The organism is Camelimonas fluminis (genome assembly GCF_014656355.1).
GTDB lineage: Bacteria > Pseudomonadota > Alphaproteobacteria > Rhizobiales > Beijerinckiaceae > Camelimonas > Camelimonas fluminis.
In genome coordinates this window covers 97,886-115,834 of record NZ_BNCG01000004.1, presented here as the reverse complement: position 1 = coordinate 115,834, position 17,949 = coordinate 97,886, and the positions used below count along the sequence as shown (strand labels likewise).

Here is a 17,949-nt window from a genome sequence, read left to right as displayed (position 1 = left end):
GTCCCGGTGCGATGCGAGATCCGATGCGAATATCAACGTCGTTCCACCAGGCGCGCGGCTGGCATTATCCGATATGACGATGCGCCCGGCCAACCCGGCCTGACGCATCCTGTTCACCAAAAGCGAAATCCGCTTTTCCGAAGCGATCCGACGACGCCATGGGGAAAACCGCCGACGTCCGCTCGCTGATCATCAGTCCGGCGGCCCACCCGGAACACTGGAGGCGTCCCGAAGCCCCCTCGCCCCTGGCGCTGACAACGGACGCCCCGAACGATCATCCTTCCGGTGCGCAACCACCCGGACGTCTCGGGGAACCCTCCCTGGCCCGCATCGTTTCCGCAGGCTCAACGCCACCCTGGCTCCGCGCCCCTGGCTGGATGGCTGGCTGGTTGATCAAGGCGTTTGACGCGCGCCTCGATCCGGTCCAGCCGCATCAGGATGCCGCTGAGCCGGTCTGGATCCATGCCAATGCTGTCCGCCGCTGCGCCGGTCGACCGGGCGATTTCACGCGTCGCCTCAATCAGCGCCTGCATGTCATCTGTCTGGGCTGGTCGGGCGGGCGCATCCGCCGCCGGACGCTCCACCGCCGGATGCGGCCGGCTGACGGGTCCGCTGGCCATGGCGGGCGCGCCCACGAGAATGGCCAGGCCGGCGACGGTCAACGTGCGACTGTTCATGCTTAACATGTAGCCACGTCCTGTCTGGAGACACCGGCGGCTGGCGTCGCAACGCCGCGCCAGCCGGCACGGGAAAACAGGGAACCGTCGTCCGGCATGGCGGCCGGGCGACGCGAATCAGATGATACAGGCAACCCTGGGCTGTTCACAATGTATGGAACGGTTCCAATGGCAGGCCGCCCGTCCTTCCTCTGCCCCCAGATCCACGTTTTCCTGACGCGATCCCCGGCTGAGCATTTCCGGTGAAAGCTGGCTCACCGGACACACCCGTTCTTTGGCTGGTCGCGACTGCTTCACAAAAAGTCGCTCCAGCTTCTGGGAAGCTCGCCCTGAAGCTGGAGAACGCGCGGCCTCTTCACTCAGGGCGTCAGGACGGCGCGACCGACGATGCGGCCGAGGCGCAGGTCTTCGAGCGTCGCCGCCACGTCCTTCAGCGGACGGTGGATCAGCGGCACCATGGGGACCTTGCCTGCCTTCACCAGATCAATCAGTTCATGCAGTTCCGCGAGGCTGCCGACGAACGAGCCCTGCACGGTGGCCGCCTTGATCGGGAACATCGGCAGCGACCAGTTGGCCTGACCGCCGAACAGGCCGACGATGACCAGCTTGCCGCCCTTGCCCAGCGCATCGAAGCCCAGCGACGTGGTGGCGGTGTTGCCGACCAGATCGAGCGCGCCGCGCACGCCGCCGCCAGCCGCGGCCATGATCTGCTTCACCGCGTCCGGCGCGGTGGGATCGATGGCGGCGATCGCGCCAGCAGCCACGGCGGCGTCACGCTTGGCCGGATCGATGTCGACGACAACCGCGCCCTTCGCGTTCATCGCCTTCAGCAGGGTCAGGGCCATCAGGCCAAGGCCGCCGGCGCCCAGAATCAGGATCGGATCGGTCGACAGGAAGCTGCTGAACTTTTTCAGGGCGCTGTAGGTGGTGAGGCCCGAGCAGGCGTAAGGGGCCGCGACGTCCGGGGCGATGCCGGTGATGTCGAGCAGATATTTGGGATCGGAAACCACCATGTGATCGGAGTAACCGCCGTCACAGGTCACGCCCAGCGCCTTGGGACGGTTGCACAGGTGCTCGTCGCCGGCGGCGCAGATGCTGCAGTGGCCACAGCCGATCCACGGGAACACGAGGCGGGTCTCGCCGACCTTGACGCCTTCCGCTTCGGGACCGACGGCGACCACTTCGCCAACGATCTCGTGACCCATGGTCAGGGGCAGCGGAATGCCCTTCATCTGCATCTTGCGACCGCCGCCAAGGTCGTAGCTGCCTTCCCAGATATGGATGTCGCTGTGGCAAACGCCGGAAGCCTTCACCTTCAGCAGAACCTGCTTGCCCTCCGGGGTCGGCGTTTCGAGGTCCACCGTCTCGAGAGGCGCTCCAAATTCGGCCAGGCGATAACTTCTCATTTTGGATTTCCTCCCGATGCAGAAACAGGTGGCGTATTCATGATGGCGAACGCACGTTTGGGCAAGTCTCAGGCCCGACCCACGCGCCAGGTTTTCCCGCTACTTTCGCAGCAGCACGCCACAGTCCGCCAGGTTTCGCCAGCGCGACATATTCCTGCAGGCGCTTTCAGGCCGGCGTTTCCACTTTCCGGCGGCATGCTTTAAATACACATATAAAGGGACGCCGGGCGGAGGGGCGGCCTGCCGGCGCCGCGACCAGGCGCGCCCGTCCGTCACGCGTCTGGCCCGGCCGGGACCCAAACAACCGCGACAGGGGAATTGAAATGTTGCGCCTGATGTTGCTGCGTCATGCAAAGGCGGCCTGGCCCAGGGACGTGCGCGATCCGGACCGGCCGCTGGCGGATCGGGGGCGCAAGGCCGCGCCGCTGATGGGCGCCTACATGACGCAGGAAAATCTGCTTCCCGACCTCGCCATTGTCTCGACCGCGACCCGCACCCGCCAGACCTGGGACCTGGTTGGCGAGGAAATCGCCAGGGCCTTCCCCGGCGAGACCATCCCGGTTGTGTATGAACCGCGCATTTATGAGGCCCGGGTGGAGGATCTGCTGCATGTGATCCAGGACGATCACGTGGTTCAGGATGGTCGCCCGGCGCATTCATTGTTGCTGGTGGGGCACAATCCCGGTTTTGAGGAGCTGGCGCACATGCTGGTCGGCCATGGCGACCGCTACGCCTTCGCCCGCCTGTCGCAAAAATATCCCACCGGCGGCCTGGCGGTGATCGACTTCAATATCGGCTCCTGGGCGGAAGTGACGCCGCGCAGCGGCCGCCTCGACCGTTTCGTCACGCCCCGCACCCTTGAAGGCATGGCGGAGGATCATGAGGACTGAGGAAGACCGGGGAGAGCTGGGGAGAACTGGAGCGCCCCGCCCTGGCGGCCCTCACATCAGCCCGCCGGCCGCCGCCTCACGAAAATAATCCAGGCTTCCCGCAAAATGGCGAACGTCGCAGTCCGCGCGGCGAACCCGGCCGGGGAGTTGCTCCCAGCTATAGGGACGGGCGTGTTCAAGCTGGGCGCCGGCCTGGAAGATGACCTCCCGGCCCGACGGGCGGAATGGCTGCCCCGGCGCGCTGACCTGCAGGACCAGACCACGGAAGGCAGGCAGCGCTTGACCTGGCAGCGTGATGGTGCGCCCGGTCTTTTCCCCAAGTATGCGCCGCAGGCTTTCGGTGGTAATGGCGGTAGCCTCGCCTTCAAACGCATGGATGCGCAAGCCAGGCAAACGCTCCGACAGCTTGCTGGCGAGCGAGGCCGCGCCGCCTTCCGCCCCGTGGCATGCCACAAGCCGCAACACATGGAATGGACCCAGGCGGAGACGCAGATCGTCGACAATCTCCGCAAGCTGGCTGTCGTCATGCCATGCGTTTTCAATCATCACGCACCCGTTCGGCGGACTGGCCCCATGCGTCAGCAGCGTCAAATGGCCGTCATCCTTCCGTTCGTGGAAAGCTGACCAGTCGCTGCCGACGAGCACCCGTCCCACCGCCTCCGGGGCGTCAGGATCACCCCGGCCGGGAAGCCCGCCTGATCCGGCCCATGCCGCGCCCTCCCGCATGAACCAGACCTGCGCCTTGAGAATCATCGATCCCTCCCGCACCAATATGCAAGCGCCGGACAAATCTGCGTCGACCAGCTGTCACCGCCAACGACTGGCGAAAGTCGGGCGGCTTCCCATATTCTGCATGCGTCGCCGTCGCGGTTACTCCTGCCACCCGGTCTTCGGACCGGCCCCATTTGCCTGATCTGACGCGCGGCCCCTTTCCTGGGTGGCCGGAGCCTCAAGGAGCGTTGCATTTGAGCGGAAGCGGAACTGTTTTCTCACAGACCTATGACGCGATCCGCAACGCCGCGGATTTCGCTCTCAGCGCCATCCAGCCAGGCGTCCGGCTGGGCGTCACCGGCCTCTCCCGCTCCGGCAAGACCGTTTTCACCACCGCCATGGTGCACCACCTGCTGGAAGTGACGCCGATGCCGGTGTTTCGCGCCGCCGCCGAGGGGCGCATCCGCCGGGCGCGGCTGGCGCACCAGCCGGACGACGACGTGCCGCGCTTCCCCTATGAGACCTATCTGGAAGCCATGACCGGACCGGAGCGGCGTTGGCCACAATCCACCAACCGCATCGCCGAGTTGCGCATCGCCATCGACTATGAGCGCGCCAGCGGCTGGCGCAAGGGACCAGCGACGCTCAACCTGGACGTGGTGGACTATCCCGGCGAGTGGCTGACCGATCTCGCCCTGCTCGATGAAAGCTACGCGGACTGGGCGCGCGAGACCATCGCGGCCGCGCGCCGGTCAGACCGGGCCGCCATCGCGGGCCCCTGGCTGGCCGCGCTGGCTGAAACCGACGCGGGCGGAGCAGCCGACGAAGCGCTGGCCGAGCGCGTGGCCGATGCGTTCAAGACCTATCTCGCCGCGCTGCGCGCCGGGCCGGAAGCGGTGGCCACCACGCCCCCGGGACGGTTCCTGATGCCGGGGGACCTCGCCGGCTCGCCCGCCCTCACCTTTGCGCCGCTCGACCTGAAGGGGGCGACGCCGGCGTCCGACACGATGGGCGCGCTGATGGAGCGCCGGTTCGAGGCTTACAAGAGCCGGGTGGTCGGGCCGTTTTTCCGCGAGCACTTCGCCCGGCTGGACCGGCAGCTGGTGCTGGTGGACGTGCTGGCGGCGCTGGACCGGGGGCCGGCGGCGCTGGCCGAGCTGGAAGTCGCCATCGACCGGGTATTGCTGGCTTTCCGCGCCGGACGCAATTCGCTCGCGTCGCGCATCTTCATGCCGCGCATTGATCGCGTGCTGTTCGCCGCCACCAAGGCGGACCACCTGCACCAGTCAGGCCACGCCCGGCTGGACGCGATCCTGCGGTTGCTGGTGGACCGGGCCATCCGGCGCACCGAGGGCGCGGGCGCGCGGGTCGGCACGGTGGCGCTGGCCTCCGTGCGGGCGACGCGTGAAGCCATGGTGCGCGAGAACGGCGTGAAGCTGCCGGCCATCGTCGGCACGCCAGAAGCCGGCGAAACCATCGACGGACAGGCATTTGACGGTCTGACCGAAGCGGCGATCTTCCCCGGCGAGCTTCCAGAGCGGCCGGAGGCGGTGTTTGAAGGGGCGATTGCGCCTGGTTCGTTGCGGTTTCCGCGCTTCCGGCCGCCGGCGCCATTTCTGGACGCGGCGGGCCGCATGCACGCCCTGCCCCATATCCGCCTCGACCGTGCGCTGGAATTCCTGCTCGCCGACCGTCTGGCCTGAAAACCTGGTCCCAAACTGGAGTGCAAGCGGCCAATGGGCAAACACCTATGAGCAACCGACCCCGCGCCTTCCGCCTCGACAGCGCCGACGTCGCCGCCATTCCGGCTGACATCGCCCATGCGCCCGAACCGCAGGCGCGCATTGTCGTGGCCGAGGAGTCTGGCGAGATCATCGACGCGCTTTTGACGCCAGTTGAGCCGCCCCGGCGGCGGGCGCCATGGGTTGGCCTGCTGCTGTCGGCGCTGGGCGGCCTGACGGTTTTCGGCGTCGGCCTGTGGATCGATTCCCTGGTGCGACGGCTGTTCGAGATCAATCCCGGCCTTGCCTGGGCGGCGATCGCGCTCGCGGCCCTCGCCGGCCTAGCCCTGTTTGGCCTGCTCGCCCGCGAGACGCTGGGGGTGCTGCGCGAGCGCAGGATCGAACGCCTGCGTCAGGCAGCCGGCGACGCCCATGCCGCCAACAGCGACCGCGAGGCGCGGGCGGTGGTGAAGGATCTGGATGCGCTCTATGCGGCGCGCGCCGACACGGCGCGGGCGCGGACAGCCCTGGCCAGCATCGATGAAACGATTATCGACGCCCAGGACCGTCTGGCCATCGCCGAGCGCGAACTGATGGCGCCGCTTGACCGCCAGGCGCGGCAGGCGGTGGCGCGGGCGGCGAAGCAGGTGTCGCTGGTGACGGCGGTGAGCCCGCGCGCCATCGTCGACGTGGGCTTCGTCCTGTATTCGTCGTTTACGCTGGTGCGCCGGCTGGCGGCGATTTATGGTGGCCGGCCAGGATTTTTTGGTTTCCTGCGCCTGGCGCGCAATGTGGCGGCGCATCTGGCGGTCACCGGCGGCATGGCGGCGGGCGACGGCCTGGTGCAACAGGCCATGGGCCTTGGCCTGGCGGCAAAGGTCTCGGCGCGCCTTGGCGAAGGCGTGCTGAACGGCATGCTCACCGCCCGCGTCGGTCTCGCCGCCATCGACGCCTGCCGGCCAATGCCGTTTCACGCCCTGCCAGCGCCAACCTTTACCGAGGTCGCCGGCCATCTGTTCGACAATGGAGACAAGGGCGGTTGAGAGCACGCCGCCTGGCCAGCCCCCTGCCTGACGCCGGTGCGAAACGGCCGCCGGAAGCTCCCGGGCGCGCTGGCGACAACGCCCGGGGAGCGTTCGGCGCGACACTGCCAGCCGTCCCCAGTCTGGCCATTCCGGAAACGGTGCGCGTACATTTTTGCCGACCTGAAACAGATTTTCCAATGAGATTATACTCGTATTAAAATTAAACAAGAACGCGCGCGCGTGAGAGAGCCCGCGAGAAAGACTGCGCGAGAGAAATGGCTCGACACCACATTCTGATGACAATTTTACTGTCAATGCGACCATAAAAACCCGCAAGATATAACGTCATGCCGCCAGGTTGCTTTACCGCCAGCACATTGACTGGCCCAGCGACTTGCCTGACGACGCAGATTGCCGCGCAGACCGGATGGTTGCCAGCAAGGCCAGACCTGCTTCGGCGAGAATGCGCCCGGACAACGGGAACAGGCGCGGTTCCAGATCGACATTGACCGGCAATGGCTCGTAGTGAAGTCGCGAAGCTGCAGGCGCACCGGCGCACCGGCGACCCGCCATGCCGCCGCAGCCGGCCCTCCCGCCAGATTTCCAGAACAGCCATGCGACAGCCCGCGCCCCGCTGCTGGCTCCGCTCCGCCCTGCATGGCCAGGCGATCTCTTTATTTGACAATACCATGAAGCCATCCAGGGCCGACGCCACCGCCAGGCAACCCTGGCGCACGACATCCCGGCGCGCCTTGGCCACCAGCCATATAACTGATCTTGAACGTTCAAAAACAAGCATCGAATTGCTGCACAACCCTCAGCATCATAATAATGTCTCATGATACTTGAATAAAATTTAAGTAAATACATCAAATTTCAAATATTTATAGGGCATAAAATTTTAAGATTCCAAAATTTACTGCCCATAATTGGTAATGTAACTGGACAATCACACTGAAAATTTCAGATGCAAATCCGGCAAAAATCGTTCCCGGCAGCAATTGACCAGAGAAAAATTCCAAAATATCTGCCGGTTGCAAATAATAATTTGGTAATTTCTAGAATTTAATTGTTTATACGGACAACATTATGAACATTAAATACTGTATTTCGAAGCTCATCGCCACGTGGGTGGCCATTTGCGCTGTCCTGCATCCAACGTTGGCGTCCGCCGCGCCGCCGCCTCCGCCACCGCCGCCACCGCAGGACATTTTCAGCGTCCCCGGAGCCCCTGTGCCAGCGCCAGCGCCACCTCGCATGGACGCGGGCCTCCTTGGCGCAATTAACAAGGGAAAACAGCTGAGGAGGGTCCAGCCCGAAGAGATCAACGACCGTTCGGAAGCGGGATCCAAAAGCAAGGCCGCTGACCCGGCCCGGCCGCCGGCCGCCGCCGCGCCAGCGCCTGCCCCGATCGGCGCCCCGCCGCCGCCGCCACCACCACCGCCGTCCGCCCTCCGTGCGCCAGCGCATCCTGTCATGGACAAGGATCTCCTCAGCGAGATCCGTGACGGCGTCAGGCTGAAGCCAGCGCCAACCAACGATCAAATGGCCCCTGCGCCAGGAAAGCCCGGACAGAGGGGGGTCAACGCCCCCGCCGGAAGCAACAATACCGATCTTATGGGCGCCCTCGCGGCTGCCATCGCCGCAAGAAGCAACGCGAACCAGGGCGCGAACGGCGCCGGTTCTGCCCTTGAGAGCCCGGCGTCGGACCCCCATGCTGGCGCAGGCTGGAACCGGGGTCATGGTTCAGTTGCGTCTGACGCTACCGCCAGCGACAGCGATGACAACAACGCCGCGGACGACGCCGAGTGGGAGGAGGAGGATAACGCATACGCCAGGATCCAGGCGCCTCAAAAGGTTGCCGACCTGCTCGCCAGGGCGGCTAACAGGGGCGGCGGCGAGCAGAGGTTCAACCGCCCCCCTTCTCCGTCCAGCCAGCAGGCTGAAAATCTGGAAGTCCCAGCCACGAATCCGTCCGCATCTCCCCAGGCAGCGGCGCCTGCCCAGACCACCACGACGGTGACCCAGCCGGGCTGCCCAGCGGAGCTGAAGCAGATGCTCGAAGCGCGACGCGCGGCCATGAGGAATAAGGCTCCGGATGATTCCGACGATGAGGACGATGCCCGGCAGCAGGCCGCGCCGGCAGCCATTGCGGCGCCGTCTCCGACAGGGTCTGTCGTCATTTCGCGCCCCACCAACCTGGGCCTGGGCAACGGCGTCTCCCCGGTGAACGCGGCCAACACGACGCCTTTGACGGAAACGCCGGACTTCCCGCCTCCACCACCTTGGGTTCTGCCGCCAGTTGGCAATGTCTCCATCACGCCGGTGACGCCTCCGTCCGTTGTGCAGGCGCCGGTGATCGCGCCTGTCGGCATCGTTGCCGACGCCAATGGCAACATGGTTATCCGCCATGAGGACAATGCAACGCACGACTATAACGGCCCCGTCGCCCTGAAATGCGACAACGGCGCCTGCATCGAAGTCACGGGAGCGGACACCAACGTCATCATCCGCGGCAATGCGGTCGCATTCGGCCGAGACAATGAGGGGCCGCTCGTCATCGCGGACAATGCCGCGGTCCTCACGGTTGCCGGGCCGGTTACGCTGACAGCCGACGCCAGGAATGCTCCGGTGATCGAGGCGTCCACTGCGGGCGTCATCAATTTTGGCCCCACAACCATCTTCCTGCCCGCGGGAGGGCTCGACGCCCAGCCGGTCATCGCCGCCAGCGACGCGGCGCGCATCCATGTCGACGGCAAGCTCACGTTGCCAAAGACTTATGGCGAGACCATTGTTGAGGCTGCGGAGCATGGCTCCGTCACGCTGGCGAACGCCGCGGGCGTCGCCAACGCCATCATGCGCGGGCAAATCGGCAGCGTATTGAATGCGGGCGCCCCGCTCGTCCGGATCACCGGCGAGGGCAGCGTCACCATCCAGGGACATGACATTGTCGCCGACGCCGGCAATCTGTTTGAGAATGAGCAGGGGTCCGTCATCAACTTCGGCGCTGGCGGCGGCAAGCTCGTGCTGCACGCCAGCGACATGCAACTGGACAACGGCCACAGCGGCCACACGCTTGTCCACATTGATGGGGCCGCGCGCGCAGCCAGCATCCAGGCGACGGACAGCAAGCTTTCCGCGCTGGGAGACTCCATGCTGGTCCTGGCGGAGGTCGACGCAACCTTTGCCGGACGCCGCGTCACGCTGCTTGGCGATATCGTTGGCTACAACGCCCCCGCCATTGACCTGACCCTTGCGGATAACTCGCACTGGACCGGCGATCTCATCGTTGACAACGGGGTGGGAAATCTCGCCCTCACTGATGACAGCTACTGGAAAGGCGACTTCCACACGTCGGAATCGGCCAATACGGCGAGCCTCTCCACCAGTTCATGGATAGGGAGCGCGTTCCTCGGGGACGCATCGGAACTGTCGGTGAAGCTTGTGAACAACGGCCTCTGGAGCGGCGACATGAAGCCGGAAGCCAGATCCGCGTCCGACGTGAAGCTCACGGCGCAACTGTCTGGCGAAAGCGTCTGGGTCGGAAATATCAACGCCAGCGACAATGCGCGGATCCGCGTGAAGCTTGACAGCGACAGCAAATGGCTTGGCCACGCGCGCGTCACGGACAACGCCGACATTGGCGTCAGTCTCCATGACAGCAAATGGACTGGCGACATCGAAGCGACGGATAACGCCCGCATCAAGACCAGACTGCAGGGGATGAGCGACCTTTCCGGCGTGTTCAATGTCGGCGACAAGGCGCTGCTTGACGTAACCATGAACGAGGGCGCCAGATGGATTGGCGGCGTGATCGCGGCCAATGACGCGACCATCGACCTGCAGATCGCCGGCAACGGCAAGTTTGCGGGCGGCATGGATGTGAAAGACAACGCCCGCATCATGGTGGACCTCACCGAAGCAGGCGACTGGGACGGCAGCGTATTGGCCGGGAAGAACGCCGCGATCGCCGTGCGCCTCAACGACAAGGCTGCCTGGAAAGGCCGGATCGTCGCGCCTGACGCCCAGGCGGCGATCGTCATGCTGGACGGCCGGAGCCGCTGGGAAGGGCAAGGTTTTGCGACCTCGATCGACCTCGCCTCGCCGGACGCGCGCTGGAATCTGACCGGCAACACCCATGTGCGCGATCAGGTCCTGAACGCTGGCATGATCAACCTGGCGCATACCCCCGGCGCCATTCTGCGGACGGGGACCTACAACGGCGCCGACGGTCGCATCGCCATGGCCGTCAACCTTGACGACGCGAAGAACAGCAAGGGCAACAAGCTGATCTTCACCCAGCGGGCGGACGGGCGCACGACCCTTGACGTCACCGCCACCGGCGCCGGCGGCCCAACGACCGGAGCCGGCCTGCCCGTGGTGATCGCCGCGAACAACCAGGCGACCTCCACGGACGACGCCTTTGTCCTGGCCGCTCCGGTGACGGCAGGCGCCCACGTCTACGCCCTGTACAAGGGCGCCGACGCAGCGGCTGGAGAGCGGGTGCAAAACAGCTGGCATCTGCGCTCGACAAAGCTGATCGCGCCGGCTCCCGCGCCAGCCCCGGTTCCGGCGCCAGCGCCTGCCCCGGCTGCCCGCACCCCGGCTGCTCCGGCTCCAGTTGCTCCTGCTCCAGTTGCTCCTGGCGGCCCAGGCGCCGGCTCACCCGCGTCAGTTGACAGCGCGCCCGCTCCCGTTGGCGTCGCCTCGGCGCCGGTCGTGAGCGGCCGCGGCTTCGGCCCGGACGCCATTCCGGTGCAGGCGACCGCCCAGGGGTACGAGCTGCCCATGTACCGGGTGGAAACGCCCCTCTACGGCGCAGTTCCCGATCTGGCCCGGACCCTGTCCACGCTCACCGCGGGCAGCCGCGCCGACCGTATGGGCGCCGTGCGCGCGCAGAACGGCGGCGTGGCGGGTCGGGAAGGCGCATCCGGCGAAGCCTGGATCGGCGCCTGGGCCCGCATGCTCGGCGGCGTGCTGACCGAAGGCGCGAGCCTGTCGCAGACGCCATCCGTGAATGGCGCCTATGGCGGCCTCCAGGCCGGCGCTGATCTGCTCGGCTACAGCACGCCGTTCCATGAGGGTCGCTTCGGCGTGTTCGGCGGTCATGCGACAGCCAACACCCGCATTCGCGGCTTTGCCGAGGGCGCGATCAACATGGCTGTCGGCTCGCTCTCGGTTGATGCGGCCAGCGGCGGCGTCTACTGGACCCACACCGGCCCAGGCGGCGTGTATGTGGATGCGACCGTCGCCGGCTCCCGCTACCAGGCGTCCGGCAAGTCCGTGCGCGGCGGCGGCGTCAAGGTCACGGGCCACGGTGTGACCGTAACCGTGGAGGCCGGCGCGCCGCTCCAGCTCGGCGGCGGCTTCACCCTGGAGCCCCAGGCCCAGATCATCTGGCGCATGCTCCACCTGAACCCTCTGAACGACCGGTTCGCCCACATCAACTACCGGACCCGCAACAGCACGCGGGTGCGGTTCGGCGGCCGCCTCTCCTGGGATGGCAAGATCGGTGATGTTGTCGTGAAGCCCTTCATCCAGGCCGGGCTGTGGCGCCAGACAGGCAAGGTGGATCGCGTCATCTACAACGGCGTGACCTCCATCCCCAGCGCCATCGCGACGCGCGGCGTCGACCTGGACGCGGGCCTTGAGGTCATCCCCACCGGCGCGCTGTCGCTCTGGGCGTCGGCCGGGGCCAGCATGGATCTTGATCGCTCCGGCGGACGGACCAGCCGGCGCTCGTGGCGCGGCAAGGCCGGCCTTCGTTACCAGTGGTGACGACGGCCCCATGGATCCGGCGCCAGTAACCGGCGTCGCCGGCGGACAGGATAATCCTGTCCGCCGGATCCCCTGGAGAACTTGCCGGCCCACCTGATCAGGCGACGCATGCGCATCGCCATGCGCCCTGGTCCGGGATCCTTCCGGCCCATCGACGCCCAATCGCTTCGCCAGAACAGAACACCAACTCAACGACAATTATCGCGGCGCAGCATAACTGTTTTGAATATTCATTTAATAAATTTGAAATTTTACTTCATTCAATTTTGAGAAATTCAAATGCTGCGCACATATACCCTGACAACATCTATCGCCGCGATCGCCGTGGCGCTGGTTACCGCGGGACAGGCCCACAGCGCCCCCGCCAAGGTCAATCCACACAAGCCCATCGCGCATGAACAGCCCGGGAAGAAAGGCGCGCCGATCTTGCGCAAAAAGGAGACGTACGAGATCAGTTGCGGCGTCAACCAGACCTGCGTCAGCGTGGCCAATGCCGGGGTCGAAGTGATCTTCGCGAAGCATAGCAAGATCACCGCTGAATATACCGGCCAGAAGCGCAGCCAGACGCCCCTGATTGGCGCGCGCGATGGCGGCAAGCTCTGCATCCATGGGCCGATTGACATCAAGTCCCCTGGCCACGCGGCGACAGCTCTGCTGGCCCGTAGCGGCGGCGTCATCAATTTCGAGGGCCCGGCCGCCCATATCAACTTCACCAGGGGCCAGCGCGGAGCCCCCTCCGGCCCGGCGGGCCTCGTTGCCGACAATGGCATGATCACGGCCAGCGGGCGGATTACTGTGCATGGCGAGAAGCCCGCGACGCTGCTGCACGCCTTCAATGGCGGCTCCATCCTGCTGCATAACGGCGGCAGGCTCACCGGCCAGGTAGACGGCAACGCCGCCATGATCCGCGTTGATCCGGGAAGCAGCATGGTCCTGACCCGCTTCGGCGCGCCAGTATCGGCAGCCGAACGCTTCCCGGATGTCGGCGTCGATATTCAGGGCGTGCCGACCGCTGGCCTGCACGTCACCGACACCATGTCGGCCATCGATGTTGCCTCCGGCAGCGAGCTGATGATCACGGACAGCCATGTCCGGGCAGAAGCGATTAAAGGCGGGCAGATTACCCCATTTTACCTTGGCGCATCGGGCGACCTGAGTGGAAGCGCGCCAGCCGGGTTGACCATCAACAACAGCCGGATCGTCGCCGGGGAGAACGGCGGCGCGGTGATCAGCGTCGGGGCCGGCGGCGCCCATATCCGGGTGCAGGGCGACGCCGAGCTGTATCCGAACTCATCCCAGGAGGAACTCCGCCCGCTCGACAGGGGCGTGCTGGCCCTGGTGAACGGGCCGACCACTCTCGACGCGTCCAAGGCCGGCAAGGCGCTGCTTTTCGGCGGCGTCAACGCCAGTCGGGGCGACATTGACATCACGCTTGGCGGCGAAGCCCGGTGGTGGGGCGCGCTGGAGGCGGGGAACCGCATGATGCGCGTCGCCCTGGGCGGAAAAGCGGTCTGGGAAGGCGATCTGACCACCGAAGGGAGCGTCCTGAGCTCCATCACGATCGCGGAGGACGCGCGATGGAGCGGGCGCCTGACGCATAACGCAGACAGCATCGCGGACATCAGGATCACCGACAACGGCGAATGGATGGGACAGCTGGCCCTCGCACAAAACCAGACCGGCCAGGTCCAGCTTGACAAAAGAGCCCTGTGGAAGGGCGATCTTTTCGTTGGCGACAACGCAAGCGCCGAGATTCAACTCCACGGCCAGAGCAAATGGAGCGGCGACGCACACAGCGCCAGCAGCGGACTTGCCAAAGTGTCCCTCAACGGCTGCAACCATTGGATGGGCGCCGCCGGCAATGTGCTGGATGTATATGTGGGTTCGCAGGCGCGCTGGTCGGTGACCGGCGACTCGACCGTCCTCAGCACCCTTGACAATTATGGCGCCATTGATTTCAGCGCCGACGCGCCCAAGACCCTCGCCACATCATTTTACAATGGCGAGCATGGCAAAATCACGCTCAACACGACCCTGGGCGATGACACTTCCCCGACGGACCGGCTGACCTTCGACGTGCTGGCGCAGGGCGTCACAACCCTTCACATCAATCGGCGCGGCTTTGGCGACATGACCACTGGCACCGGCATTCCCGTTGTCGTTGCGACCCGTCAGGGCGCTGAATCAACAACAGAGGCCTTCACCCTGGGGGAACGCGTCATGGAAGGCGCGTTCGAATACCAGCTGGAGCGCGGCGTTCCAGGCAGCGCGGACCCCATCGAACAGAACAGCTGGTACCTGCGCTCTTCCCGCGTGCTGGCCCAGCGGGCGCAGATCCATGAGCCGGGCCAGGCGCCGGGTCGCGCCGGGCACGCTTTTATCTTGCCTGGCGTCGCGGAAGATTCCGCGCCGCACGAATTTGCGCCGGGTTTCCAGCGCCCCACGGCAATCCACTCTCCTGAAACGCCCCCGTCGCAGCCGGAAGCTCCCGCCGAGGGATCCCGCCGCGACTCGCTGGCGGACCTTTATACCCAGTTTGAAGACGTCGCGGCGCACCTGTTCCCCGATATCGCCGGAACAGCCGACGTCACAATCCCCGCGCCGCTCCTCTCGCCGGGCGGCAACGCGGCGTCATCTCCGGCGGCGCCCATGACGCCAGGCCTGCCTGAGATCATCCTCGCCCTGCAAGAGATCGCCAATTCCGGCGAGCCGCCGGTCCCGGCTGCCCGGCGCATCGCCCCGGTTTTGCCGAACGCTCCGGCCACGACCGCGCCCCCAACTCCGGGCCTGATCTCCCCAGCCGCGCCCGTCGTGACGCGCCCCTCGTCCCTGCCCACCACGCCATGGCGACCGGCTTCGCCCGCCCCGGTCAACGTGAAACCGGCGCAGCCTTTGCCGGAAGTCCCGGCCACGCCCGCGCCCGCAACTCCGGGCCTGATCTCCCCGGCCGCGCCCGTCGTGACGCGTCCCTCGTCCCTGCCCACCACGCCATGGCGACCGGCAGCGAGCGCCCCTGTCAACGTGAACCCGGCGCAGCCATTGCCGGAAGTCCCGGTCACGCCCGCGCCCCCAACCCCGGGCCTGGTCTCCCCGACCGCGCCGGTGGTGACGCCCGCCCCGTCCCTGCCCGTCATGCCACTGCCGCCGGCAGCGAACGCCCCGGTCAACGTGAGCCCGGCGCAGCCAGCGCCGGAAGTCCCGGTCACGACCGCGCCCTCCCGGAAGCCACAACCGACGCCGCCACAACCGGCGCGCAGGCCCGCCCGCTCGGCCCCGCCGCCAGCCCATGAAACCCAACCCGCGATCACCACGCCCGTGATCCAAACGCCACAGGCTCCGACTCCGGCTCCAACTCCGGTCGAGCCCGAACCAGCTCCGCCGCAGGTCCAGCCAGAGGCAGCGCCAGTTCCGGCAGCGCCTGCTCCAGCAGCGCCTGCTCCGGCTCCGGCTCCGGCAGCGCCTGCTCCAGCAGCGCCTGCTCCGGCTCCGGCTCCGGCAGCGCCTGCTCCGCTCCAGCCAGAGGCCTCCCCCGCTCCGGCTCCAGCTCCGGCGGCTCCCGCACAGCCCGCTGCGGCTCCCGCCGCGCCGGCCAGCGTCGCTCCCGCAAAGCTCGCCCCGTCCGCCATCCCCGTGACCCGCGGTCCCGGCGGCAGCCTCATCGTCCCCACCTTCCGCGCCGAGGTCCCCCTCTACGCCGCCATCCCCGACATCGCCCGCACCCTCTCGCTGGCCACCGCCGGATCGCGGCATGACCGTCACGGAGCCTCCGTTCTCAGGAACATCGACGCGAAGGGCAAAGCCTTTGCCGGCGCATGGGCCCGCGCCTTCGCCGGAGCCATCTCCGAAAAGGCCAGTTCGTCCCTGACCCCGGCCGTCAACGGCCACTTCAGCGGCTTCCAGATCGGAGCCGACATCCTCGGCTACAGCACAGCCTGGGGCCAGGGACGCTTCGGACTGTTCGGCGGATACGCATCCGCCACCACAAACGTGCGCGGCTTCGCCGGCGGCAGGAACAACGCCCCGGTCGGCTCCCTCAGCCTCGCCGCCACAAGCGCCGGCGCCTACTGGACCCATACAGGACCCGGCGGATGGTACATCGACGCCACCGTCACCGGCTCGCGCTATGTCTCCGGCGGAAAGTCCATCAACGGCATTTCGCCCACGACAACGGGGCGCGGCCTCACCGTCTCACTGGAGGCCGGCGCGCCCCTGCGCATCGGCCATGGCTTCACCTTCGAGCCCCAGGTCCAGGCCGTCTGGCGCACCATGGCCATCGATCCGACGAAGGACCGTTACGCCACGCTCAACTTCCGCACCCATGACGGCGTGCGCCTGCGCGCCGGCGGACGTCTCTCATGGGAGGGAACCCTCGGCGACGTCACCCTGAAGCCCTTCGTCCAGGCCAGCCTGTGGCGCGAAAACGGCGCGATCGACCGCACCATCTACAACCAGAAGACCGCCATCGCCAGCGGATCGGCAACCCGCGGAGCCGACGTCGATCTCGGCCTGGAGGCCCTCTTCTCCGACAACCTCGCCGTCTGGGCCTCCGCCGGCGTCACCCGCGATCTCAAGCGTCCCGAGGGCAATGCGGGGCGCAGCGCATGGCGGCTCAAGGCAGGCCTCCGATACCAGTGGTGAAACCCTGAAAAGCAGAAAGCCGCCCGGAAAAACCGGGCGGCTTCACAAACAAAACCAAACAACCGAAAGGCCGGCTGGCAGATTAGCGCGGCTCGCGTCGGGCCATGAACGCCAGCTTCTCGAACAGGCTGACGTCCTGCTCGTTCTTCAGCAGCGCGCCGTGCAGCGGCGGGATAACCTTGCGCGGATCACGCTCACGCAGGGCGTCCGGACCGATTTCCTCGGCCATCAGCAGTTTCAGCCAGTCGAGCAGCTCCGAGGTGGAGGGCTTTTTCTTCAGGCCCGGCACGTCGCGCACGTCGAAGAACAGCTTCAGCGCTTCCTCGACCAGGCGGTGGTGGATGCCCGGATAGTGCACCTCGACGATGGCCTTCATGGTCTCTTCGTCGGGGAAGCGGATGTAGTGGAAGAAGCAGCGACGCAGGAAGGCGTCCGGCAGTTCCTTCTCGTTGTTGGAGGTGATGATCACCACCGGACGCTGCGCCGCCTTGATGGTCTCGCCGGTCTCGTAGACATGGAACTCCATGCGGTCGAGCTCAAGCAGCAGGTCGTTCGGGAACTCGATGTCGGCCTTGTCGATCTCGTCGATCAGCAGGACGGGGCGACCGCCATGTTCGAAGGCCTCCCAGAGCTTGCCCTTCTTGATGTAGTTCTTGATGTCGGTGACGCGGCTGTCGCCAAGCTGGCTGTCGCGCAGGCGGCTGACGGCGTCGTACTCATACAGGCCCTGCTGCGCCTTCGTGGTCGACTTGACGTGCCAGGTGAGCAGCGGCGCGCCAAGGGCGCGCGCGATTTCCTCCGCCAGCACGGTCTTGCCGGTGCCCGGTTCGCCCTTCACCAGAAGCGGACGCTCCAGAACGATCGCCGCATTGACGGCGACCTTGAGATCCTCCGTTGCAACGTAGGAATCGGTACCCGTAAACCGCATGCTGATTTCCATTTTTATACAAGTTCATTGGCTGGCGCGGACAGTAGGCGCTAAGAGGCGCGTCAAGCAAGTGTTTGATCGGGGAAATCCGCGCCAACGCGGCCCCGCCGCGCGCCCGTTCGTGAGGGCCTGATGCATCCGTGGCCTGAAAAGTCCAGGCGTGGCCCCGCCTGGA

Annotated in this window: 9 protein-coding genes; 5 read left to right on the top strand and 4 right to left on the bottom strand. The window is 66.2% G+C overall.

The window, feature by feature from the left end:
- Positions 1 to 344: 344 nt before the first annotated feature.
- Together IE243_RS07575 and IE243_RS07570 are read right to left on the bottom strand one after the other, a co-directional pair.
- Positions 345 to 686: a hypothetical protein gene (locus tag IE243_RS07575; RefSeq protein ID WP_210319809.1), complete on the bottom strand. Its 342-nt coding sequence runs from the start codon at positions 684 to 686 to the stop codon at positions 345 to 347.
- 350 nt (positions 687 to 1,036) lie between these two features.
- The gene (locus IE243_RS07570) at positions 1,037 to 2,083 is read right to left on the bottom strand and encodes an alcohol dehydrogenase (RefSeq protein WP_191318751.1); all 1,047 of its coding nucleotides are present in this window, start codon (positions 2,081 to 2,083) and stop codon (positions 1,037 to 1,039) included.
- 323 nt (positions 2,084 to 2,406) lie between these two features.
- On the opposite strand from IE243_RS07570, the gene IE243_RS07565 reads away from it, so the two are divergent.
- On the top strand, positions 2,407 to 2,973 hold the full coding sequence (locus IE243_RS07565) for a SixA phosphatase family protein (protein WP_191318750.1): 567 nt from the start codon (positions 2,407 to 2,409) through the stop codon (positions 2,971 to 2,973).
- A 51-nt stretch (positions 2,974 to 3,024) separates the two neighbouring features.
- Here the strand turns inward: IE243_RS07565 and IE243_RS07560 are convergent, their stop codons facing one another.
- Entirely contained in the window at positions 3,025 to 3,726 is a 702-nt protein-coding gene (locus IE243_RS07560) for a hypothetical protein (protein WP_191318749.1), read from the bottom strand.
- A 254-nt stretch (positions 3,727 to 3,980) separates the two neighbouring features.
- On the opposite strand from IE243_RS07560, the gene IE243_RS07555 reads away from it, so the two are divergent.
- The 4 genes from IE243_RS07555 to IE243_RS07540 all read left to right on the top strand — a co-directional run bounded on the left by IE243_RS07555 (position 3,981) and on the right by IE243_RS07540 (position 16,846).
- Positions 3,981 to 5,387: a YcjX family GTP-binding protein gene (locus IE243_RS07555; protein WP_244642977.1), complete on the top strand. Its 1,407-nt coding sequence runs from the start codon at positions 3,981 to 3,983 to the stop codon at positions 5,385 to 5,387.
- A 47-nt stretch (positions 5,388 to 5,434) separates the two neighbouring features.
- On the top strand, positions 5,435 to 6,448 hold the full coding sequence (locus tag IE243_RS07550) for a TIGR01620 family protein (protein ID WP_191318747.1): 1,014 nt from the start codon (positions 5,435 to 5,437) through the stop codon (positions 6,446 to 6,448).
- Positions 6,449 to 7,906: 1,458 nt separating this feature from the next.
- Positions 7,907 to 12,208: an autotransporter domain-containing protein gene (locus IE243_RS07545; protein ID WP_191318746.1), complete on the top strand. Its 4,302-nt coding sequence runs from the start codon at positions 7,907 to 7,909 to the stop codon at positions 12,206 to 12,208.
- Between the two features lie 279 nt (positions 12,209 to 12,487).
- Positions 12,488 to 16,846, top strand: a complete 4,359-nt coding sequence (locus IE243_RS07540) for an autotransporter outer membrane beta-barrel domain-containing protein (protein ID WP_191318745.1) — start codon at positions 12,488 to 12,490, stop codon at positions 16,844 to 16,846.
- Positions 16,847 to 16,928: 82 nt separating this feature from the next.
- On the opposite strand, the gene IE243_RS07535 is transcribed toward IE243_RS07540, so the two are convergent.
- Positions 16,929 to 17,774 (bottom strand): AAA family ATPase, encoded by an 846-nt coding sequence (locus tag IE243_RS07535; protein WP_191318744.1) that lies wholly within the window; start codon positions 17,772 to 17,774, stop codon positions 16,929 to 16,931.
- Between the last annotated feature and the right edge of the window lie 175 nt (positions 17,775 to 17,949).